This window comes from Bradyrhizobium sp. LeoA1Lang, from assembly GCF_055413685.1.
This window is the reverse complement of sequence record NZ_JBVAPG010000023.1, coordinates 29,390-50,511: the sequence shown is the minus strand read 5'-3', so window position 1 is coordinate 50,511 and position 21,122 is coordinate 29,390. Positions and strand designations below refer to the sequence as shown.

Genomic DNA, 21,122 nt, shown 5'->3' with positions numbered 1-21,122 from the left:
GGCAACAATTTTGCAGATCATTTCGTGACCTTCTTCTTGGGCTGTTCGCGCGGCTCGATGATCGGCTCTGCCTCGTTGACGAGCGAGCGGATGCTGACGGCAAGAGCCCTGATGCGCGGGCCGATCTCGGATTCGAGCTGCCCGGGCTGCAGGCGGAACGCAGGGATTCCACAATTGATGGCAAACGACTGCTTCAAGTGCCGCGCGTGAAACAGCGGCGCGGCGACCGCGTGGATCGACGGCATGTATTCGCCGTAGCAGGTGCAGAAGCCGCGATCCGCGCACTGCTGAATTCCGGCGCGGTACTTGTCGCGATGCGTGGACCACGCTTCGGCGTTATCGGTTTTGATCTGCCGCTCCAGCAATGCGGAATCAGCGGCAGGCAGTGTCGCGGCCGCAGCGCGTCCCATCGCCGTGCTGACGACGGGAATGGGCATGCCGATGTCTGGGACATGCGGTCCGACATCGCCCGATCTCGCGGACTCGACATAGACCATCGCCGTTCCGTCGAGCAGGCCGATCGAGACGGTGCCGCGCACGCTCTCCGCCAGTTCCTGCATCAACGGCCGCGCCACCTGGCGAAACTGCATGCCCGCAAGCAGCGGATGGGCCATGCGCAACGCCCGCGCGCCGAGACAGTATTTCGCGAGATCCTGGTCGTAACGGAGATAGCCGAGCTCGGCGAGCGTATGCGTCAGTCTCGCAACCGTCGGCCGCGGGATTCCCGTGCGCGCCGAAAGCTCCATGTTGCCGAGCATGGTCGCCTGGGCATCGAAGGCCTCGAGCACCACCAGCCCCTTGGCCAGCGTCGTGGCGAAAGCGGCATCGCCCGCGCTTTCAGCCAGCACCGCCTCCGCGGAGGGAGATGGAATGAAGGTCGGTTTGCGGGTCGCGGAAAGGGCCATGTGGCTCTGCTAGACCAGATCAGGATTTTTGTCCATATATTCTCCGTATTTATTAATTACGTCCACTATTCTGACGATGGCCGATAAGGCATTGATTCTACCGTCTTACACGGGGCGCCGACAGGAGAATTCAGCTTGCGGGGCGTGATGTGATTCTCGGCTTGCGCGTCGACGCTTCTTGAATGCTGGATCGCCCGGTCAAGCCGGACGATGACAGCGGAAAGCTGTTTGACATTTGAGTCAGATGCCTTCCCCGTCATTCGACGGGACGACGCCGGTGCAAGGCGCGCCAGCGACAAAACAGCGACGACGGAGAGAGCGTCGCGCTCCAGCCAACGCGGGAATCAACACAGGGCAAATGAATGGTCGGCCGGTTTTTCCTACTCGCAGCCTGGTGCGCGCTGCTCTGGTGCCTGCAGGTCGACCCGGGGCTTTCGCGCGATGCCGCTGCGGAAGCCGAAGACATCGTCTGGACGGCGATCATTCCCGACGCTTTTCCGCGCTACGTCTACACGTGGCGCATGAGTCCGGACGGGAGCTACCGCGAGGACGGGCGCGATGCTGCAAGCGGCAGGCCGATCCAGGCCACGCTTTCCGGACATTGGAGGCGCGATGGGGCGCGCATGATTCTGCGGCAGGAGGGCTACCCCTTCGTCTTCGACGGGCTGGTGGTCGGGAGTAGCTATGCGGGCACGCTGCATCTCAACGGCCGCTCCTTCTCCCGCTTCTGCGCCGCCAAGGGCGAGAAGCCGCCCGAGCGCTGTGGCAGCGAGGCCGGCGTTGCGATGATGCAAAGGCGGGATTGATCGGACGATCGCGCCACGATCGTCGAGGCTTCGGTCTAGAGCATTTTCGGTTCTGATTGAATCAGAACCGAAGCTCTCGATTCTTGCTTTGACGCGTTTTCTTCACGCGAACCGGTGTCCACTTCGCTCGAAAACGCTCTAGGAGCGCCGATACCCGAATCAGGCCGAATCAGTTGGAGCCGGAGCGCGGAGCCCTGCCGCGATCACCGTAATGAAAAACCTCCGGCAGGGCATTGCCGGAGGTTTCGGAGGTTTAGCATTAAGAGGTTCTGTCTCAGCGAGACCTAACGGGCCGGCCATGCTGCGCCGACTTAAGTCCTTACTACCTTAGAAAATTACCTGAGTAAATCATATTTTTTTGACCGTTCACTGAAGCCGCAGAGGTGGCGAATGGGAAGCAGCGAATGGCGAGTGGCGAATAGGGAATGGCGAATAGAGAAGTGTGATGGAGTGCGCGATGCCCGCTCGCATTTCCTACTCCCTAATCCCTACTCGCCATTCGCCACTCACTCTTCACGCAACGAAAAATCCCCGGCAGTTACCTGCCGGGGATTCTCTAGATGCATCAGATCGAGCGGATCAGAAGTTGCGCTGAGCGCGGACCTGCAAGCTGACCGTATCCTGGTCCTTGTACTCGTAGAGCGTGGCCGGCTTTGGGGCCGGCACAGCGAGAACGGCACCACCAGTGAACTTCTGGTCGAGGTGGAGCCAGATGACTTCGGCCGAGAACGTCAGGTTCTTGACCGGGGTCCAACGGGTGACCACGCCGAGCTGAGACACGTTGAAGTTCGGGTTACAGCTGTAATCCGCAGTGACAGCCTTGGTACCGGTGTAGTTGGCGCAGATGAACGCCTTTGCCGTGTTGTCGTAGCTCACGCTGGAGTAGCTGCCGAACAAGCTGGTCGACCAGTAGGGATCCCAGTTGTGGTTGAACGCACCACGGATACCCCAAGCCTTGGTCAGGTGGATCGAACCATCGCCACCGGCCGCGACCGGGAGATACACACCATCGGTGGTCGCACCGAAGCCGACGCTCTGATAGGCACCGAGCCTGCTGCTGCTGCCGAACATCGCAAAGCTCGGCGAGGCCCCTGACGTCGAGATCACCTGCTTGGTGTCGCCGACGGCATAGGTCGCATCCAACTTGATGTCGTCGCCGGGACCGGTCGGGATGTTCTTGATCTGCAACGCAGCCATCACTGCACCACCCCACTTGGTGTCGGGGTGACCGGACAGTTCCGAAGCGGCGGTCGGGGCCGCACCCGGCAGACCGACGCCACCTGCGGGAGCCGCAGCGGCGTTCAGCACGTTGTAGGAGCCGCTGACTTCATGCGCAGCAGCCGAAATCTGGAACAGACCCCAAGCCTGATCGATGCGGATGTTACCGACGATGTCTGGAGCATGGACGCCCGCATACGCGTTGGCGACGCCACCGGTCGCGGTGAGAGGCAGCGTCAGGTTGGCAACCGTGGTGCGGTTGAACACGGTCGGATCATCGAGGCCGATGGTGCCCGACACGCCATTGCCGAACTGCGCGGTGTACTGGATGTTGTTCACACCGGTGACGGTGTCGTGACCGCCGAGCAGGTTGGACGAGTTGTTGCCCGGATAACCGTTCCAAGGCGTCGCAAACGCGGACGACGACTTACCGAAGGTAAAGCCCGCGAACTGGATGAACACGTACTCGACCGCGACATAGCCGCCGCCCGGCGTGTGCAGCAGGTTGGCACTTGCGACCGGAAGCGAACCGTTGATCGAGTTCGGGCTGTAGGTGTTGTTGCCGAGCGTATCGAACTGGAAGTCGCCCTGAGCGAAGGTGCGGACGACGCCATATTCCGTCGCGGTACGGGTATCGATCGTCAGCGCCATACGGGAGCGGGCGGAGAAGTTGTCTTGATAACGGTTATGCTGACCCGCATCACCGCTCCAAGCCTGCGAACCGTAGATGCCGCCGTTGAACGTGGTGTCGACACGCAGATAACCACCGATCTTCATGCAGGTATCGGTGCCCGGGATGTACCAGAAACCGGCACCATAGAGCGAACAGACCTTCACGTACTCGACCGCTTTGGCCTTGACGGGAAGATCGGCCGCCTGAGCCCCGCCCATCGCGAGCAGAGCCGCCGCTGAGCCGAGAATAAGGCTCTTAGCCACCTTCATTGTTAACCTCCAAGTAAGTGCTATGCACGAACCCCCGTGCAAAGCGGATTAGACTGCCCTCGAAAAAAACGTTGAGGATCAACGCATCTCTCAAGCCGGTGGACTGATGAGAACCACCTGAGACGAGACGGTCGGGTGCCCCCCTCCGTCGGAATGAAAGTTATGCATGTGCTATTTAGATAATCAAATTAGTTTACTCACTCATATATTGATTGCCACCTCGATGTGTCTTTTCGGCAACTGAGACGCGCACCGCCGAAGACCACCTGTTGCTAATTTCTCGTGCGAATTGACACGTATAACGGATTACCGCTGTCGTTTCCGCCGGACATCCGCTATGGAATCTGAAGGGGGTGAGTACAGTGCCCATGGATGAGTCCGCCACCAAGAGCGAGAATGTCATTCGGCGATTCGCCTGGGAGATCGCGGCGATCAGCGTTCATCTCGAGGAGATTCGCTACTTCTGGGCCAAGAAGCTCGGAATCAGCGGACCGCAATGGATGATGATCGTGGCGCTTGCCGACCTCGATCAGGGCGACGGCGTCCCCGTAAACGCTGTGTCAAAAATGCTGCATGTCGACCCGTCGTTCGTCACGACCCAATCGAAGCTTCTGGAGAAGAAAGGTTTAGTCCGTCGCAAGCCGGCGAAGGAAGACGCCCGCATCGTGAAGATGTCGCTGACGGACAAGACCTACAAGCAGCTCGCGGGCCTGACCTCGCAGCAGGAAAGCCTGAACGAGTTCATTTTCGCGGAATTCAGCCCGCGCGAGCTGGATGATCTGACCAACAAGCTCGCTGCCCTCAAGAAGCGCCTGGAGAAAGCCCGCCTGAAAGTGGCGGCGGACTTCTAGAGACACGAAGTCTTCCGACCCAAACGCAAAGAGGGTAGCGACAGCGCGGCTTCGGACTATGCCCTATTATTCGGACTATGCCCCATTATTCGGACTATGCCCCATTATAAAGGCTGCGCCGCGATGCGGGATGCTATCCAATCCAAAATGCACTCGTTGGCGAGAGTTGGATTGTCGAAGAGCCCCTGGCCTGCGGTAGTCTCCGCGCTCTCAAAAATCTCGAGCGTGATGTCCCGGTCGCGCCGCCCCGCCCGCAACTGATCCGTCAGTTCTGCAACCCTGTCCGCCCTGAGTCCGCCGCGCCCGCTCGCGGCAATCAGCAACGGACACCTGATGCTCCTCAGGATGCGGTCGGCTTCCAATTCAGGACACGATTCGATGCCGAATGGCCTGTCCTGCGGATTCAGGAATGACCCTATATGCAGATCCCAGATGCCGCCGTCGCAAACGGCCGCAGCAAAGCGATGGTCGAAGGCGATGCCGCGCGCGACAAAGGACGAACTCCAGCCATCGGCGAGGATCGCGATCCGCCGCTCATCGACATCGTCGCGGCCGACAAGGTAATCCATGATCGGTGCGATGGCCCGCTGCGGCTTGTGGCGCAGCGATACCTCCTCGAACGACTGGCCGGTGCCGTCGCCCAGGACGTCCACCGCAAGCAGCGCCATCCCGCGCTCGGAGGCGTGGTGCGCAAGCTTGAACAGGAATTCTTCCTTGTGGTGTCCGGGCTCTCCGATACAGATGACCACCGGCGCACGATCGCCGCCGCGGCGCGCCGGCAAATAATATCCCTGCAAGGTGAACTCGTTCAGCCAGGGTATCGAGACGACCTCGCCGACCGGCTCGCGGCAGTTGAGATATTTCGCGGCGCATTCGCGCATCGATGCGGTCGCTGACCGCCGCTTGTCCGGCGAAAGATCAAACGGATATGCGGCGGTAAGATAATAGTTGATGGCGCGCAGCCAATTGCTCCTCGCCGTCGCCAGATGGCCCTGTGCGGCCGCGGATGAAGCCCGCTCGCGATTGACTTCCGCGGCGCCAATCCATTCCCGGTGCCAAGAATCGTCGCCATCGTCGCCAGCGAAATCGATGCGGCTGGCGGTGAGCCAGCATTCCGAAAAAGTCGCGCCGCCTTCCTGGACGGAAGCCAGCAAGCGCATGAACTCGAGCGAGAGATCCTCACGTTCAGGCCACCAGATCCCCCCTTGCGGGCTCAGATCAGAGTCCATGGCCGGAACCGCCCCCACGCGGGAGAGATGATCGCGAGGACTGCGATCTCCATAATCGACTACCGGCAACAATTAGCGCGTCCCCCAAAAAGTCTCAGCCAACATCAACAGCCCAACAAGCGCATCACAAAAGGTTCATGCGCGCGGTTCTTCCCCAACTTCGCCCATCGAGAATGAGGCCCTTCTTTCGGCGCAAATCACATTGCTGTCAAAGCAAATGGCGGGGTTGCGGCATTTTGCGACGATCGCGAGTCGATTGTGCTCACCCGTTCATCACTAAGAGAAGTTGCGATCTGCATCATAGCGGGCAGAGAGACAGCCAGCGCCAGCGATCCGGCGAGAATGGCCCCGCGAGTATGACGCCAAGTTCGGCTATCGCGGCGTCTGTCGCCGTAGCAACTTTGAGAGTCGATCAGCAGACAAATCAGACCGCGCAGCCGCGCGCGGCCTTGATGTGCACATCACTTTCACTCGCAGCGACCCGACCAACATCAGTGCGCCGATCGTCATCGGCGCACGAAACGATATACAGCTCAGATCACAGCTTCACCGGCCGCGGCGATAGTTCTTCGCGTAGTCGGGTACGGCGATACCGGGTTTCAAGGCCGAACAATTGCGCGGCTCGCCGGCGGTAAGTTGGAGCGGAATCACGCCCGACCAGGTGTCGAGCCGATAATCCTCTTCGGGATCCACCACGCCCTGATTCCTGATCTTGACCGAGGCTTCGGTTAGCGGAAACCGCACGAAGAGCGTGGCGGCGATTTCCTTCGGTTTCGGCGCGCGCACCTGGTGGCCTGGGCAGATATCCTCGATGAACGCTGCGACAAGGCGCTCCTTCTCGCCGGGATCGACGATCTTCTCAGCCGCCGCGAAAATCATGACGGAGCGGTAGTCCATGCTCATTCCAAATCCCGATCGTCCCGCAACGATCGAATCGATCAGGGTGACCGTGATGCAGGCGGGAGCGCCGGCGGCCAGCGCCGCGAGCGACTGATTGGCGGGACTGCCATGGATGTAGGCGAAGTCGCCGATCCTGACGATCGCGGTCGGAAGCACGCGCGGCGCGCCATCGACCACGACACCGACGTGACAAACCAGCGCCTCGTCGAGGATGCGATACATCACCTCGCGATCATAGACGGCGCGCTCCGGATGAAGCCGGACGCGGGTACGCTCGGTCGGCGATAATGTCGAGCCTGTCATGGCTGCCCTCACCTCGCGACGGCCCGACCGGCATCCTTGCGATGCGTCAGGTGATCGCCCTCATAGGCATTCCGCTCGGCTGCTTGCTTGCCTGCGATGTAAAGCTCGATCGAGTCGCGGAGCGATTTCGGCACCAGCACCCCTTCGACTTCGGTGCGCTTGCGGGCCTCGTAGCGGCGATCCGAAGGCAGCCGGACGCCGTCCTGTGCCAGCATCCTGCCGAACAGCAGTTCGGCATGTTCGAGCTGTTTGGCGCGATCCCCGTTCGCCATGCAGCGGACCGGATCGATCGCGATCACGAGTTCTCCGCCGCACGGAGCGCCCGTATTTGCCTTGTCGCGCTCGCCGGCTTCGAAGCTGAGGACATCTCCGAGCAGCGGGCCCGCCAGCAATTCCACCATCATCGCGATGTTGGAACCCTTGAAGCCGCCGAACGGAAGCTGCGCGCCGGCCAGCGCCTGGGCCGGATCGCTGGTCGGCGTGCCGTCCGGTCCAATGGCCCAGCCGTCGGGCAATGTCTTGCCGTCGCGAAGCCGAAGCTGAATCTCGCCGCGGGCGCTGGCGCTCGACGCCTGATCAAACACGACCGGAGGCTCGCCGTTTCGCGGCCAGGCGAATGCCATGGGGTTGGTGCCGAACAGCGGCTTTGTGCCGCCGGCCGGCGCGACATAGGGACTGGCGGCGACAAAGGCGAAGCCGACCAGGCCGTGCTCCGCCAGCCGCTCGACCTCCGGCCAAAGCGCGGCGACGTTGAGCGCGTTGTTCACCGCCATCGCCGCGATCCCTATCTTCTTGGCGAGCGCGGCGAGCGGCTCCGCGCCGCGCTCCAGTGCCAGCGGCGAGAAACCGTATTTCGCATCGACCTTGATCACAGCAGGCGCAAGTACCGACAGTTCAGGCTCGGCGTCCGGCGACGCCTGACCTGAGTGCAGCCCGTTCATATAGAAGGGCAGCCGGAACAAGCCGTGATGGCGGCATTCGTCCCGCTCGGCCATGGTCACGGTGTTCGCAATCGCATTTGCATGTGATGCACTAAATCCTTGCGCAAGCAGCGCGGCCTTGGCTGACCTGTGCACGTCAGCCAACGACATCAGGACGGCGTCCGACATCCCCTACTCCTGTTTCTCTCAGCTTTTTCGGCGCGAGGGGCCGGCCTAGCTGCGTTGAGAATTTTGCATATTATGCAAATTACGTCCAGACTATTTCGTAATCGGCAAATGCCGATAATTTAATCCTACACTGAAGTGCATGATATGCAAAAATTGTGCGGCGAGATCGTGCAAACGCCGTTCCCCGCCCAGCGAATCCAAAGGAGAAGCAAGATGCCGTCACTGACGAAATTCCTCAGGCTTGCAGTCGTGCCGATCGGCCTGGTCCTGGCCATGCAGCAGGGCCGGGCCGCCGACCCGGTCGTCTCGGACGACTTCGTCAAGATCGGCATCATGAACGACCAGTCCGGGCTCTATGCGGATCTGGCCGGTCCGGGCTCGGTGGTTGCGGCGAAAATGGCGATCGAGGAATTCGGCGGCACTATCCTCGGCAAGAAAATCGAGCTCGTCTCCGCCGATCACCAAAACAAGGCCGACATCGGCGCAGCAAAGGCGCGCGAATGGTTCGACCGGGATGGCGTCGACATGGTCGCCGACTTCTCGAACTCGTCGGTCGGCTTTGCCGTGCAGGCCCTGGCGAAGGACAAGAGCAAGATCGCCATCATCATGGCGGCCTCTTCCGATTTCACCGGCAAGGCCTGCACCGCCACCTCGGCGCAATGGGTCTACACCAGCTATTCCAACGGCTACAGTCTCGCCAGGACGATGACCGATGCCGGCGACAAGAGCTGGTTTCTCCTGACGGTCGATTACGCATTCGGCCACGCCTTCGCCAACGATATCCGCAAGGCGGTGACCGAAGGCAGCGGCACTGTCGAAGGCGAGGTGCGCCACCCGCTCAACACCGCCGACCTCAGCTCATATCTGCTGCAGGCGCAATCCTCGAAGGCCAAGGTGGTGGCGCTGGCGAGCGCCGGCGCCGACATGGCCAACGCAATCAAGCAGGCGGCGGAATTCGGCATCAACAAGAGCAAGACCTTCGTGGCGCCGATCGTCTTTATCACCGACATCCATGCGATGGGCCTCGCCAGCACCCAGGGCCTGCGCTTCGTCTCGGCCTTCTACTGGGACCGCAATCCGGAAACCCGCGCCTGGTCGGAAAAGTTCTTCAAGCTGCACAAGGCCATGCCGACGATGACGCAAGCCGGCGTCTATTCGGCGGTGCGCCATTATCTTCACGCGATCGAAGCGGCCGGTACCGATGAAGCAATTGCGGTGATGGCGAAGATGAAGGAGCTGCCGGTGGATGACATCTTCACCCACAATGGCCGGGTCCGCGAGGACGGGCTGCTGATGCACGACATGTACCTGATGCAGGTAAAGCAGCCCCAGGAATCCAAGGAGCCATGGGACTATTACAAGATCCTGGCCACCTTGCCGGCCGACAAGGTGTTTCCGCCCTTGGAAGCGAGCGCATGCCCGCTGATCAAGAAGTGACTTGCACATTGTGGTACGGCGCAAGCCGGAGTTTGCGCCGTTTTTACCGCTGATCTTGCGTCCGATGCAAATCACCTCTAGAGCAAGTCCCGGTAAGCCATCACGATAGCTTTCGGGAGGGGCCATGGATCAGGCGCGGCTGATCGCCCGGCAACTTGGAGTGCGAATCCGTAAAGCGCGCACGGATCGGAAGCTCACGCTGCAGGCGCTCGGCAACGATACCGGCCTCTCGGCGGCCTATCTCTCGCGGGTGGAGCGCGGCGAGGCGGCGATGTCGATCGCCAATGTGATCCTGATCGCGACCCGGCTGAACATTCCGCTGCGTGACCTGTTCGAGGATTCCGGCGACGTCCAGGCGCCCAAATATTACACGATCTCGCGCCGCCGCCAGCGCGAGACTTCTCCGCCGCACTCCGCCAACGGCTATGACTATCACTGGCTCTCGGGCGACCTCGGAGACCCCAAGCTGAGCGCCTTCGTGCTCGATTTTCCGGTCACCTCGGACCTCGACATCAAGCTGCTTTCCCATGAGGGCGAGGAAATCCTCTACGTGCTCGAGGGCAGGATCGAATTTCAGATCGGCGAGGAACGCTTCGTGCTCGACCAGGGCGATTGCGTCCATCTGTTCGGCGACCGACCGCATATGGGCCGCAATGCCGGGCTTGGACCAGCGCGATTATTGATGGTCGTCACGCCGCCGGACGTGATCGAGCATCATTCGGAAACCTAGAGCATGATCCGAAAGTGGAAACTTCTCCCTCGCGGCGAACGCAAAGCGTCTGCGCGGAGACCATGACCCGATTCCGTCTGATCGGATCATGATCCAGTTCGATCAATCGGCCGCAAGCGCACAGGACACGCAAGCGACCGCAGCCAGCGACAGCTCGTAAGCCGAGCCTTTCGTAGATCGATGGGTCATCAGCAGACCGGCTGCGATCACCACCACTGCCATATAAAACGCGAACATGGCGCCGATCAATTTCCAGTCGATTCGGCAAGCGTCGGGTGTGAGGCTTTCAATCAAGCTGCGCATGATCTCCTCCTCATCAGGAATCGGCGAGCGGTATAACTTGCTTCCGCGATGGGCCGTGTGATCTAGTTCACAAACCATCCGAATGGAGCGCTACTAAAGCGTGATGAACCGTCATTCCGCTCTATCTTTTGTGTGAGCATGATATTCCCGCAGACGCTTCGAAAGCTGGCGCCTACTTTTCCGGATCATGTTCCGGTCCGAACGAGGTATCGATGACCGGCCCAGAGCTGAAAAAGCTCCGCGAGCATCTCGGCGAAGCTATTGGCCGGCCGCTCACGGCGGCCGACATGGCGGGGCTGTGCGGACTGAAGGAGCCCGAGGGCGCCAACACCGTCCGCCGCTGGGAGGTGACGGGACCGAGCGCGCAAGTCGCCGATCTCCTACGCGTGCTGGCGATGGCCAGCGAGCACTATCCGATCCTCGAGAAGTTCAACGTGTTCGACCGCTATGACGTCCCGGAGAAGGAACGGCCGGCGCGCAAGGCTCAATTCCGCGAACAGATGCGCGAGGACGTCCGGCGCCGGCTTGGTTAAGCAAGTCTTGCCCGGTTAGGAATGGCTTCCGCAAAGCTTGCGCACCCAAGCGCAAATTAAGCCTTCCTTCACCCTTCCTTAAGCCGCCGTTAAGCACAAAAAACAATTACCGGCCAATAGGTTGGATTATCGACCGCGATCGTCCCCCGCTGACATCATTTTATTCAAATGCGGTCTTTACTCGCCCCAGGGGGCGCTGCGCGCAGCGTCTCGTTTGTATTTTCGAGGACTGGAAATGAAGAAGATCCTGCTCGCAACCGTTGCCCTCATGGCGTTCGCCGCAGCCGCGCCGGCATTTGGCGCCGATCTCGGCGCCCGCCCTTACTACAGCAAAGCCCCGGCGCCGGTTTACGCCGCGCCGATCTACAACTGGACCGGCTTCTATGTCGGCGGCCATATCGGCGGCGCCTTCACCAGCAGCGACAACTTTAATGGCTTCGCGCTCAGCGACCGCAAAACCCGCTTCCTCGGTGGCGTCCAGGTGGGCGGTGACTGGCAATTCCACCCGAACTTTCTGGTCGGCGTCGAAGGTCAGTATTCCTGGCTCGGAGGCGACCAGGTCAGCGCGGCGTTCCCCGGCGGCTTCGTCTACAACAACGACCAGCGCGGGATCGGCTCGATCACCGGCCGCGTCGGCTGGACCTGGGGCCCGGGCCTGATCTACGCGAAGGGCGGCTACGCTTACTCCGACAACAATGAGGCGCTGAGGTTCGGCGGCGTCCCGGTCGGATTCGCGCTGAGCGACCGCCACCGCAACGGCTTTACCGTCGGCGGCGGCATCGAATACATGTTCGCGCCGAACTGGTCGGCCAAGGCCGAATATCAATTCTACGATTTCGGCGACAGCCGCTTCGTCGCGCCGGCCCGGCTGGTGCCGTTCGGCAGCTTCCACAATGACGAGCACACCGTGAAAGCCGGCATCAACTACCGCTTCAATTTCGGCAGTTTCGGCGGGCCGGTGGCAACGGGCTACTGACCGCGATCCAAGAAATCTGAACAAGAGATCTGAACAAGAGATCTGAAAAAGGCCGGCATCTCGCCGGCCTTTTTTTAATTCTCGAGAGGTTGTAGGCGCGGGTTTCCTGCAAGCACTGCGTGATCAATTCCGACGTGCGGTACAAAGCTACTTCAACGCCGCCATGCGCGGCAAAAATTGCGCCGCCGCACATTCGGGTTCCCGATTTTGTTAACCCGCCATCGCGATACTGCCGCGCGAGGATTCAAGCTCAAGGACAGTGACTGCGGGGGCAGGTAGATGGCGTTACGATTCCGCTTCGGTAAATTGAAACTTAAAGGCATCCGCCGCCCGCGATGGGGCGTCAGGGGCAGCCTGTTCGCGGCGTTCGCCGTCATCGCCGCCATGGCGATCGTGATCAGCGCGGGCGCTGCCATGGTGTTCGAACAGCTCGGCAAGACCATGGGCGACCTCTCCGGCCGCGACATCCCGCGGCTTGCCGCCAGCCTGCAATTGTCGGCGCAAAGCGCGAGCCTGGCGAGCCAGGGTCCGGCGCTGCTCGCCTCGCGCACCGAGGAGGCGCTGAACGAGCGCTCTGCCAAGATGAAGGAAACGCAGAAGCAGGCGCTGCAGAAACTCGACGAGATCATCAAGCTCGGCGCCGACAAGGCGATCGGGAAAGCGCTGACCGAGACGGTCAAGAACATCGACGACGTGATCGAGAGCCTCGGCTCGGCCGCGCGCGAGCGGCTGGAAACGGCGGCGTTGCACGACAAGCAGTATGAAACGCTGCGCAAGGTGCAAGCCGAGTTCGTCGCGGCCTCGGCGCCGGCGATGATGGACGCGCAGAGCCAGCTCCATGCCATCCTCGGCGCGGCCGAGCCGTCGTCCGACGACGCAAGCAGCGCCGCACGCGTCGTCGAGCAGCTCGGCGATGTGATCGCCAGCGGCAACCTGATGGCCTCCAACATGGCCGCAGCGCTGTCGGCGACCAACAGCGACACGCTGGAAGCGATCGAGAAGGATTTCAAGCGGGTGCTCTCGCAGACGATTTCCAATCTGGGGATGCTGCCGAAGAATTCCGGCACCAAGGCGCTGGCCGATGCCGCCGCAAAGCTGCAGACGCTCGGCCAGGGCAAGACCGGCGTGTTCAAGGTCCGCCAGAAGGAATTGGACGCCACCGATTTCGGCGAGACCATCCTGGAGGAGACCCGCAAGCTCAATATCGGCCTCGGCATCAGCGTGCAGCAGCTCGTCGACGGCGTGCGGAAGGCGACCGATGCGTCCACCAGCCACGCGCAACAAGAGATTTCGTTTGCGACCATGGTGATGCTCGCGCTCGGCATCGGCACCCTGATCGGCTCGATCCTGTTCGTCTGGCTCTATGTCGGCCGCAACATCCTCAAGCGGCTCAAGGGCCTGCAGGACGCGATGCAGCGGCTGTCGGCCGGCGATCTCGACACCGAGATCCATCAGAGCCGCCAGGACGACGAGATCGCCGCGATGGGCAACGCGCTGACGGTGTTCCGCGAAAGCATGATCGAGGGCCGCGCGCTCTCGGCCGAACAGGACAAGGACCGCATCGCCAAGGCGGAGCGCGCCTCGCGCATGGAAGCCCGCATCGTCGAATTCGAATCCACCGTCCGCAGCGCCCTCGACAGCCTGCAGAACGCCGCCAGTTCGATGCAGTCGACGGCGCAGAGCATGTCGGCGACCGCCGACCAGTCCAGCGCGCTGGCGAACACGGTCGCCTCCGCGGCTGAGGAGACCTCGGTCAACGTGCAGACGGTGTCCGCGGGCACCGAGGAGCTCTCTTCCTCGATCGCCGAGATCGGCCGCCAGGTCGTGACCTCGGCCGAGATCGCGCGCAAGGCGGTGGACGAAGCCGGCCAGACCGACGTTACCATGCAGGGCCTTGCCGAGAACGCCGGGCGCATCAGCGTGGTGGTCGATCTGATCCAGACCATCGCCTCGCAGACCAACCTGCTCGCGCTCAACGCCACCATCGAGGCGGCGCGCGCCGGCGAAGCCGGCCGCGGCTTTGCCGTGGTCGCCTCCGAGGTGAAGAGCCTCGCCAACCAGACCGCCAAGGCGACCGACGAGATCCGCCAGCAGATCGTCAGCATGCAGGAGGTGACGACGACGGCGGTTTCCGCGATCCGCAACATCAGCAATACGATCGGCGAGATCAACGACGTCACCACCGCGATCGCCGCCGCGGTCGAGGAACAGGGCGCGGCGACGCGCGAGATCGCCCGCAACATCCAGCACGCGGCCGGCGGCACCAGCGAGGTCTCAAGCAATATCGTCGGCGTCAGCAGCGCCTCGGCGGAAGCCGGCACCGCCGCCGGCGAGGTGCTGAACGCCTCCAGCGAATTGCGCCGGGAGGCCGAGGTGCTGCGCGCCGGAATCGACGCGTTCCTGTCGAATATCCGCGCGGCGTAAGGAACCGCCGCCACCCCGGGAACAACTGTAGCCCGGATGGAGCGAAGCGTAATCCGGGGCCGTCTCGCCCCAGATCACCAATCCCGGATTGCGCTGCGCTTCATCCGGGCTACGGGATATTCATGCCCATTATCCGAACCGGCATCTGCTTTTTTGAGCTAGCGCCGGGCGGCCGGTACCGCTAAGCCGGTAGGCGATGCATTCGAAAACAGACAGCGTGCAGTCCTCGGCGGAGGCACTGCGATACCCCTTCGAAAATCACCCCGGCCCGGACCAGGTCGTGGAAGTGATGCCGGGCGTGCTCTGGGCGCGGCTGAAACTGCCGTTCCGCCTCAACCACGTGAACATCTATCTGCTCGCCGATGGCGACGGCTGGACCATGATCGATTCCGGCTTCGGCAACGAGGAATCGATCGCAGCCTGGACCACGCTGTTCGAAGGCCCGCTCAAGGGCATGACCATCACGCGTCTGATCGTGACCCATTCGCATCCCGATCATGTCGGGCTCGCCGGGTGGATCATCGAGCGGTTCGGCTGCCCGCTATACATGTCGCAGGTCGAATACCTGCAGTCGGTCTATCATCAGAACCGCGGCACCGCCGAGCGATTGACCGCGCAACGTCTGTTCTTCCGCCGTCACGGCATGGACGAGGACCTGACCGACAAGCTGCTCGGCCGCGGCCAGGATTATCTGAAGCGGGTCTCGGTGCTGCCGGCGTCCTACCGCCGGCTGACCCATGGCGACGAGGTCGTGATCGGCACGCGGCGCTTCAAGGTCATCACGGGCGGCGGACATGCGCTCGACCAGGTGATGCTGTATTGCGCTGCCGACAAGCTGTTCCTCTCCGCCGACCAGGTGCTGAGCAAGATCTCGCCCAATGTCAGTGTCTGGGCCGTCGAGCCCGAGCAGAACTCACTCGGCGAATATCTGGCCTCGCTGGCGAGCCTCACCACGACGCTACCCTATGACGCGCTGGTGCTGCCCGGCCATGGCGTGCCGTTCTACGGCCTGAAGACACGGATCAAGCAGCTCGCCGACCATCACGAGGAGCGCTGCGGGCTGATCGCCGAGGCCTGCCGGGAGACCGCCAAGACCTCTAAGGAGCTGGTGCCGGTCGTGTTCCACAAGCACGTGCTGGATGCGCACCAGATGGGATTCGCCGCCGGCGAACTGATCGCCCACGTCAACTACATGCTGGTCGAGGGCCGGCTGACGGCCGAGGCAATCGACGGCGTGCTGCGTTTCCGCACCACCTGACGCGCTACACCCGGTTCGGTTGATCCGGACAATTACGGGCATCGTGCGATTGCGTAACGATGCGGCCCGCGAAGCTATTGGCGCGCATTCCAGCAGTCGGTCTAGGTCGTTGATCCACATCAACATTTGCCGCGCTTCCATGGACAATCTGTCCAATGTCTGGTGCATGCCCAAACATGGGATAGCGGATAGACATTAGAGATTGAAAAGCTCTAAGAAGAGGTGGCCGCCCCGGCCGGGTCCTGCTCTAGGTTTGCCGATGGATTACAGCCAGTTTTTCAGCGCCGCCCTCAACCGCCTCCATGACGAACGGCGCTACCGCGTATTTGCCGACCTCGAACGTATCGCAGGCCGCTTTCCGCATGCGATCTGGCACTCGCCGAAGGGCCAGCGCAATGTCGTGATCTGGTGCTCCAACGACTATCTCGGCATGGGCCAGCATCCCAAGGTCGTCGGCGCCATGGTCGAGACCGCGACCCGCGTCGGCACCGGCGCCGGAGGCACCCGCAATATCGCCGGCACCCATCATCCGCTGGTGCAGCTCGAAGCCGAGCTCGCCGACCTCCACGGCAAGGAAGCATCGCTCCTGTTCACCTCCGGCTATGTCTCGAACCAGACCGGCATCGCGACGATCGCAAAGCTAATCCCGAACTGCCTGATCCTGTCGGACGCGCTGAACCACAATTCGATGATCGAAGGCATCCGCCAGGGCGGCTGCGAGCGGAAAGTTTTCCGCCACAGCGACCTCGCGCATCTGGAGGAGCTGTTGCGCGAGGCCGGTCCCGACCGGCCGAAGCTGATCGCCTGCGAAAGCCTCTATTCAATGGACGGCGACGTCGCGCCGCTCGAGCAGATCTGCGACCTCGCCGAGCGCTATGGCGCCATGACCTATGTCGATGAAGTCCATGCGGTCGGCATGTACGGGCCGCGCGGCGGCGGCATCGCCGAGCGCGATGGCGTCATGCACCGTATCGACGTGCTCGAAGGCACGCTGGCGAAGGCGTTCGGCTGCCTCGGCGGCTATATCGCCGCCAAGGCCGAGATCATCGATGCCGTGCGTTCCTACGCGCCGGGCTTCATCTTCACGACCGCGCTGCCGCCGGCGATCTGCTCGGCCGCGACCGCTGCGATCCGCCACCTCAAGACCTCGAGCTGGGAGCGCGAGCGCCACCAGGAACGCGCCGCCCGCCTCAAGGCGATCCTGAACGCTGCCGGACTGCCCGTAATGTCGAGCGACACCCATATCGTGCCGCTGTTCGTCGGCGACCCCGAAAAGTGCAAGCGCGCGACCGACATCCTGCTCGAGGAACACGGCATCTATATCCAGCCGATCAACTATCCGACCGTCCCCAAGGGTACCGAGCGGCTGCGGATCACGCCGTCGCCCTACCATGACGACGGCCTGATGGACGGCCTCGCCGAGGCGCTGCTGCAGGTCTGGGAGCGGCTTGGGCTGCCGCTCCGCAAGCGGTCGATGGCGGCAGAATAACCCTAACGACGCGACATCAGGGATTGGAACGGTATCGTACGGTGCGCCGCCCGTACGATGCCGCTATACTGCCCCTTCACGGCCCGCTCTGAGGCCGGGAAGGGAGATGAGCAGCGATGCTGCACGACTGGGGCGTCATCGCCGCCGCGTTCGGCTATATCGGGTTCCTGTTCTTTGTCGCCAGCCGCGGCGATCGTTCGCTGCCGACGAAGCGCGGTCGCGCGGGCATGGTGATCTACCCGCTGTCGCTCGCGATCTACTGCACCTCCTGGACCTTCTTCGGCTCGGTCGGATTTGCGACCCGCACCAGCGTCGACTTCCTCGCGATCTATGTCGGCCCGGTCCTGATGATCGGCTTGTGCACGCCGCTGCTCCGCCGCGTGATCGGGCTTGCCAAGTCGCAGAACATCACGTCGATCGCCGACTTCATCGCCGCGCGCTACGGCAAGAGCCAGGCGGTGGCCGCCACCGTGGCGCTGATCGCGATCATCGGCTCGGTGCCCTATATCGCGCTCCAGCTCAAGGCGATCGCCTCCTCGCTGGAAACGATCCTGACCGAGGACAGGGCGTTTTCCTCGGTCCCCATCCTCGGCGACATCGCGCTGGTGGTGATGCTGGCGATGGCCGTATTCGCGGTGCTGTTCGGCACCCGGCAGGCTGATGCCACCGAGCATCAGCACGGCCTGATGCTGGCGGTCGCGACCGAATCCATCGTCAAGCTGGTGGCGTTCCTCGCCGCGGGCATCTTCGTCACCTTCTGGATGTTCTCACCGACCGAACTGATCGAGCGCGCGATGAAGACGCCGGAAGCGGTGCGCGCGATCGAATATGTGCCGTCGGTCGGCAATTTCCTGACCATGACGCTGTTGTCGTTCTGCGCGATCATGCTTTTGCCGCGCCAGTTCCATGTCAGCGTGGTCGAGAATTCAGGCCAGGAGGAGGTCGGGCGCGCGCGCTGGCTGTTCCCGCTCTATCTCGTCGCGATCAACCTGTTCGTGATCCCGATCGCGATCGCAGGGCTCGTGACCTTCCCGTTCGGCGCCGTCGACAGTGACATGTATGTGCTGGCGCTGCCGATGGAGGCCAACGCGTCGCTGCTCAGCGTCGCCGTCTTCATCGGCGGGCTGTCGGCGGGCACCGCGATGGTGATCGTGGAATGCGTGGCGCTGTCGATCATGGTCTCCAACGACATCGTGCTGCCGATGGTGTTGCAGCGAAGCCGCGAAGCGCTCGCCGGGCAGAAGGATTTCAGCGACTTCCTGCTGAGCGTGCGCCGCTTTGCGATCTTCGGCATCATGGTGATGGCCTATTTCTATTATCGCGCGCTCGGCAATACCCAGCTTGCCGCGATCGGGCTGTTGTCGTTCGCGGCGATCACGCAGCTTGCGCCCGCCTTCTTCGGTGGGCTCCTGTGGCGGCAGGCGACCGCGCGCGGTGCTATCGCCGGCATGGTGGTCGGCTTTGCCCTGTGGATCTACACGCTGTTTCTGCCGAGCTTCCTGGAGAGCAGCACCACGGGGCTGATGCTGCTGCAGCACGGCCCCTTCGGCATCGAGGCGCTGCGGCCGCAGGCGCTGCTCGGCACCGACCTGCCGCCGCTGCTGCACGGGGTGCTGTGGAGCCTGTCGCTGAACATCTTCACCTACCTCGTGTTCTCGCTGGCGCGCGAGCCGACCTCGATCGAACGCCTGCAGGCCGACCTGTTCGTGCCCCACACCTTCACGCCGATCGCGCCGAGTTTCCGGCGCTGGCGCACCACGGTGACGGTGCAGGACATCCAGAGCACGGTGGCGCAATATCTCGGGCCCGAGCGCGCCGGCCTCGCCTTCGAGGCGTTTGCGACCGAACGTGGCGGAAGGCCCGACGCGTCGGCGCCCGCCGGCCTCGAATTGCTGCAGCATGCCGAGCGCCTGATCGCGTCCTCGATCGGCGCCGCCTCCTCGCGGCTCGTGATGTCGCTGCTGCTCCGCAAGCGCACGGTTTCGGCGAAGGCTGCGCTGAAGCTGCTCGACGATTCCCATGCGGCGCTGCATTTCAACCGCGAGATCCTGCAGACCGCGCTCAATCATGTGCGCCAGGGCATCGCGGTGTTCGACGCCGATCTGCAACTGATCTGTTCGAACCGCCAATTCGCCGAGATCCTGGCATTGCCGGCGCATCTGGTTCAACTCGGCATCCCCTTGCCGGAGATCCTGGAGTTCATGGGCGCGGTCAATCCGTCAGGCTCGGGCGATGCCCAGATCATGCTGGAGAAGCGGCTCGCCGCCTACACCACCGAGGGCGAGCCTTACCTGGAGCGGCTGCCCGACCGCCACATGGTGATCGAGGTCCGCACCAACCGGATGCCCGGCGGCGGCTTCGTCATCACCTTCTCGGACGTGACGCCGAGCTTCGAGGCGGCCGAGGCGCTGGAGCGCGCCAATGCGACGCTGGAAAAGCGCGTGCGCGACCGCACCGAGGAACTCACCCGCCTCAATTCCGAGCTGGCGCTGGCCAAGAGCGCCGCCGAGGATGCCAACATTTCCAAGACGCGATTTCTCGCGGCCGCCAGCCATGACATCCTGCAGCCCTTGAACGCGGCGCGGCTTTACGTCACGAGCATGGTGGAGCGCCAGCAGGGCGGCGAGGATTCCCGCCTGGTCGAGAATATCGACGACTCCCTGGAAGCGATCGAGGAGATTCTCGGCGCGCTGCTCGACATTTCGCGGCTCGATGCCGGTGCCATGACGCCGTCGATCAGCCGCTTCAAGATCGGCGATCTCATGCGTTCGCTCGAAATCGAGTTTGCGCCGATCGCGCGTGCCAAGGGGCTGGAGCTGGCCTTCGTGCCCTGTTCGCTGGCGGTCGAGTCCGACCGTTCGCTGCTCAGGCGGCTATTGCAGAACTTCATCTCCAACGCGATCAAATATACGCCGCGCGGCCGTGTGCTGGTGGGCTGCCGGCGTCGCGGGAAGTCGCTCAAGATCTGCGTCTACGACACCGGCGTCGGCATTCCCGTGCTCAAGCGCGGCGAAATTTTCAAGGAGTTCCACCGCCTCGAACAGGGCGCGCGGATCGCGCGCGGCCTGGGGCTGGGGCTGTCGATCGTCGAGCGGCTGGCGCGCGTGCTCGACCATGGCATTGCGCTCGATGCCAATACGGGCGGCGGCTCGGTGTTCTCGGTGACCGTGCCGGTCGCAAAAGCCATCAACCATACGGGTCCCGTGACCAGCGCAACGCCGCTCGCCAAGACCCCGATCAGCGGCGCGCTGATCGTCTGCATCGAGAACGACCGGGCGATCCTCGATGGCATGAAGACGCTTCTGACCGCCTGGGGCGCCGAGGTGATTGCGGTCGCCGATCCCGAAAGCGCGATCGGTGCGATCGAGGCCGCGGGCGGGCGCGTCACCGGCCTTCTGGTCGACTACCATCTCGACCGCGGCAACGGCGTCGCCGCGATCCGCGACATCCGCCGCCGCCTCGGCGAGGGGCTGCCCGCGATCCTCATCACCGCCGACCGCAGCCCCCATGTCCGTGCCGCCGCACGCGAGGAAAACATCGCGGTGCTCAACAAGCCGGTGAAGCCCGCGTCGCTGCGCGCCTTGCTCGGACAGTGGCGGACCCAGCAGATGGTCGCGGCGGAGTAACGGAGCGATGCCATAGGGTGGGCAAAGCCAACGGGTCGCGCGAACGCGCGCCCGATGACAGGCTCCGCGTGCCCACCACCACG

General features: G+C 62.8%; 16 protein-coding genes. 10 read left to right on the top strand and 6 right to left on the bottom strand.

Annotated features, from left to right (window positions below; all coding sequences use genetic code 11):
• Nucleotides 1–17 precede the first annotated feature (17 nt).
• Nucleotides 18–905 (bottom strand): IclR family transcriptional regulator, encoded by an 888-nt coding sequence (locus tag ACZYOF_RS11045; protein WP_463715768.1) that lies wholly within the window; start codon nt 903–905, stop codon nt 18–20.
• A 362-nt stretch (nt 906–1,267) separates the two neighbouring features.
• On the opposite strand from ACZYOF_RS11045, the gene ACZYOF_RS11040 reads away from it, so the two are divergent.
• On the top strand, nt 1,268–1,711 hold the full coding sequence (locus ACZYOF_RS11040; protein WP_463715767.1) for a hypothetical protein: 444 nt from the start codon (nt 1,268–1,270) through the stop codon (nt 1,709–1,711).
• Between the two features lie 579 nt (nt 1,712–2,290).
• Here ACZYOF_RS11040 and ACZYOF_RS11035 read toward each other — a convergent pair.
• On the bottom strand, nt 2,291–3,871 hold the full coding sequence (locus tag ACZYOF_RS11035) for a porin (RefSeq protein ID WP_463715766.1): 1,581 nt from the start codon (nt 3,869–3,871) through the stop codon (nt 2,291–2,293).
• 368 nt (nt 3,872–4,239) lie between these two features.
• Between ACZYOF_RS11035 and ACZYOF_RS11030 the strand changes: the two genes are divergently transcribed.
• A complete protein-coding gene (locus ACZYOF_RS11030; RefSeq protein ID WP_130579931.1) occupies nt 4,240–4,722 on the top strand; it encodes a MarR family winged helix-turn-helix transcriptional regulator in 483 nt (160 codons plus the stop codon).
• Between the two features lie 104 nt (nt 4,723–4,826).
• Here the strand turns inward: ACZYOF_RS11030 and ACZYOF_RS11025 are convergent, their stop codons facing one another.
• From ACZYOF_RS11025 to ACZYOF_RS11015, 3 genes are all read right to left on the bottom strand, one after another.
• The gene (locus ACZYOF_RS11025) at nt 4,827–5,951 is read right to left on the bottom strand and encodes an alpha/beta hydrolase family protein (RefSeq protein ID WP_463715765.1); all 1,125 of its coding nucleotides are present in this window, start codon (nt 5,949–5,951) and stop codon (nt 4,827–4,829) included.
• Nucleotides 5,952–6,497: 546 nt separating this feature from the next.
• A complete protein-coding gene (locus ACZYOF_RS11020; RefSeq protein ID WP_130579929.1) occupies nt 6,498–7,154 on the bottom strand; it encodes a pyridoxamine 5'-phosphate oxidase family protein in 657 nt (218 codons plus the stop codon).
• A gap of 8 nt (nt 7,155–7,162) precedes the next feature.
• Complete coding sequence (locus tag ACZYOF_RS11015; RefSeq protein ID WP_463715764.1) at nt 7,163–8,263, bottom strand: Ldh family oxidoreductase; 1,101 nt, start codon at nt 8,261–8,263, stop codon at nt 7,163–7,165.
• A gap of 213 nt (nt 8,264–8,476) precedes the next feature.
• Between ACZYOF_RS11015 and ACZYOF_RS11010 the strand changes: the two genes are divergently transcribed.
• Nucleotides 8,477–9,700, top strand: a complete 1,224-nt coding sequence (locus tag ACZYOF_RS11010; RefSeq protein ID WP_463715763.1) for an ABC transporter substrate-binding protein — start codon at nt 8,477–8,479, stop codon at nt 9,698–9,700.
• A 124-nt stretch (nt 9,701–9,824) separates the two neighbouring features.
• Nucleotides 9,825–10,430, top strand: a complete 606-nt coding sequence (locus ACZYOF_RS11005) for a helix-turn-helix domain-containing protein (protein WP_394565745.1) — start codon at nt 9,825–9,827, stop codon at nt 10,428–10,430.
• Between the two features lie 102 nt (nt 10,431–10,532).
• Here ACZYOF_RS11005 and ACZYOF_RS11000 read toward each other — a convergent pair whose 3' ends face one another.
• Complete coding sequence (locus ACZYOF_RS11000) at nt 10,533–10,733, bottom strand: hypothetical protein (RefSeq protein WP_463715762.1); 201 nt, start codon at nt 10,731–10,733, stop codon at nt 10,533–10,535.
• A gap of 212 nt (nt 10,734–10,945) precedes the next feature.
• Between ACZYOF_RS11000 and ACZYOF_RS10995 the strand changes: the two genes are divergently transcribed.
• The 6 genes from ACZYOF_RS10995 (at nt 10,946) to ACZYOF_RS10970 (ending at nt 21,039) form a co-directional block, all read left to right on the top strand.
• Entirely contained in the window at nt 10,946–11,266 is a 321-nt protein-coding gene (locus ACZYOF_RS10995; RefSeq protein ID WP_463715761.1) for a helix-turn-helix domain-containing protein, read from the top strand.
• 235 nt (nt 11,267–11,501) lie between these two features.
• On the top strand, nt 11,502–12,242 hold the full coding sequence (locus ACZYOF_RS10990) for an outer membrane protein (RefSeq protein ID WP_463715760.1): 741 nt from the start codon (nt 11,502–11,504) through the stop codon (nt 12,240–12,242).
• A gap of 279 nt (nt 12,243–12,521) precedes the next feature.
• Nucleotides 12,522–14,666, top strand: a complete 2,145-nt coding sequence (locus ACZYOF_RS10985) for a methyl-accepting chemotaxis protein (protein ID WP_463715759.1) — start codon at nt 12,522–12,524, stop codon at nt 14,664–14,666.
• Nucleotides 14,667–14,862: 196 nt separating this feature from the next.
• Nucleotides 14,863–15,924 carry an MBL fold metallo-hydrolase gene (locus tag ACZYOF_RS10980; RefSeq protein WP_463715758.1) on the top strand — a complete coding sequence of 354 codons (1,062 nt, stop codon included), beginning with the start codon at nt 14,863–14,865 and terminating at the stop codon, nt 15,922–15,924.
• Nucleotides 15,925–16,183: 259 nt separating this feature from the next.
• Complete coding sequence (gene hemA, locus ACZYOF_RS10975; RefSeq protein WP_463715757.1) at nt 16,184–17,413, top strand: 5-aminolevulinate synthase; 1,230 nt, start codon at nt 16,184–16,186, stop codon at nt 17,411–17,413.
• A gap of 116 nt (nt 17,414–17,529) precedes the next feature.
• Entirely contained in the window at nt 17,530–21,039 is a 3,510-nt protein-coding gene (locus ACZYOF_RS10970) for a PAS domain-containing hybrid sensor histidine kinase/response regulator (RefSeq protein ID WP_463715756.1), read from the top strand.
• Nucleotides 21,040–21,122: the final 83 nt, after the last annotated feature.

Bases quoted from the DNA above. Each gene is read 5' to 3' on its own strand.
- ACZYOF_RS11035 (WP_463715766.1), bottom strand. From the start codon at position 3,871: ATGAAGGTGGCTAAGAGCCTTATTCTCGGCTCAGCGGCGGCTCTGCTC.
- ACZYOF_RS10980 (WP_463715758.1), top strand. From the start codon at position 14,863: ATGCATTCGAAAACAGACAGCGTGCAGTCCTCGGCGGAGGCACTGCGA.
- ACZYOF_RS11000 (WP_463715762.1), bottom strand. From the start codon at position 10,733: ATGCGCAGCTTGATTGAAAGCCTCACACCCGACGCTTGCCGAATCGAC.
- ACZYOF_RS11010 (WP_463715763.1), top strand. From the start codon at position 8,477: ATGCCGTCACTGACGAAATTCCTCAGGCTTGCAGTCGTGCCGATCGGC.
- ACZYOF_RS10990 (WP_463715760.1), top strand. From the start codon at position 11,502: ATGAAGAAGATCCTGCTCGCAACCGTTGCCCTCATGGCGTTCGCCGCA.
- ACZYOF_RS11045 (WP_463715768.1), bottom strand. From the start codon at position 905: ATGGCCCTTTCCGCGACCCGCAAACCGACCTTCATTCCATCTCCCTCC.
- ACZYOF_RS10985 (WP_463715759.1), top strand. From the start codon at position 12,522: ATGGCGTTACGATTCCGCTTCGGTAAATTGAAACTTAAAGGCATCCGC.
- ACZYOF_RS11005 (WP_394565745.1), top strand. From the start codon at position 9,825: ATGGATCAGGCGCGGCTGATCGCCCGGCAACTTGGAGTGCGAATCCGT.
- ACZYOF_RS11015 (WP_463715764.1), bottom strand. From the start codon at position 8,263: ATGTCGGACGCCGTCCTGATGTCGTTGGCTGACGTGCACAGGTCAGCC.
- ACZYOF_RS11020 (WP_130579929.1), bottom strand. From the start codon at position 7,154: ATGACAGGCTCGACATTATCGCCGACCGAGCGTACCCGCGTCCGGCTT.
- ACZYOF_RS10995 (WP_463715761.1), top strand. From the start codon at position 10,946: ATGACCGGCCCAGAGCTGAAAAAGCTCCGCGAGCATCTCGGCGAAGCT.
- ACZYOF_RS10970 (WP_463715756.1), top strand. From the start codon at position 17,530: ATGCTGCACGACTGGGGCGTCATCGCCGCCGCGTTCGGCTATATCGGG.
- ACZYOF_RS11025 (WP_463715765.1), bottom strand. From the start codon at position 5,951: ATGGACTCTGATCTGAGCCCGCAAGGGGGGATCTGGTGGCCTGAACGT.
- ACZYOF_RS11030 (WP_130579931.1), top strand. From the start codon at position 4,240: ATGGATGAGTCCGCCACCAAGAGCGAGAATGTCATTCGGCGATTCGCC.
- ACZYOF_RS11040 (WP_463715767.1), top strand. From the start codon at position 1,268: ATGGTCGGCCGGTTTTTCCTACTCGCAGCCTGGTGCGCGCTGCTCTGG.
- hemA (WP_463715757.1), top strand. From the start codon at position 16,184: ATGGATTACAGCCAGTTTTTCAGCGCCGCCCTCAACCGCCTCCATGAC.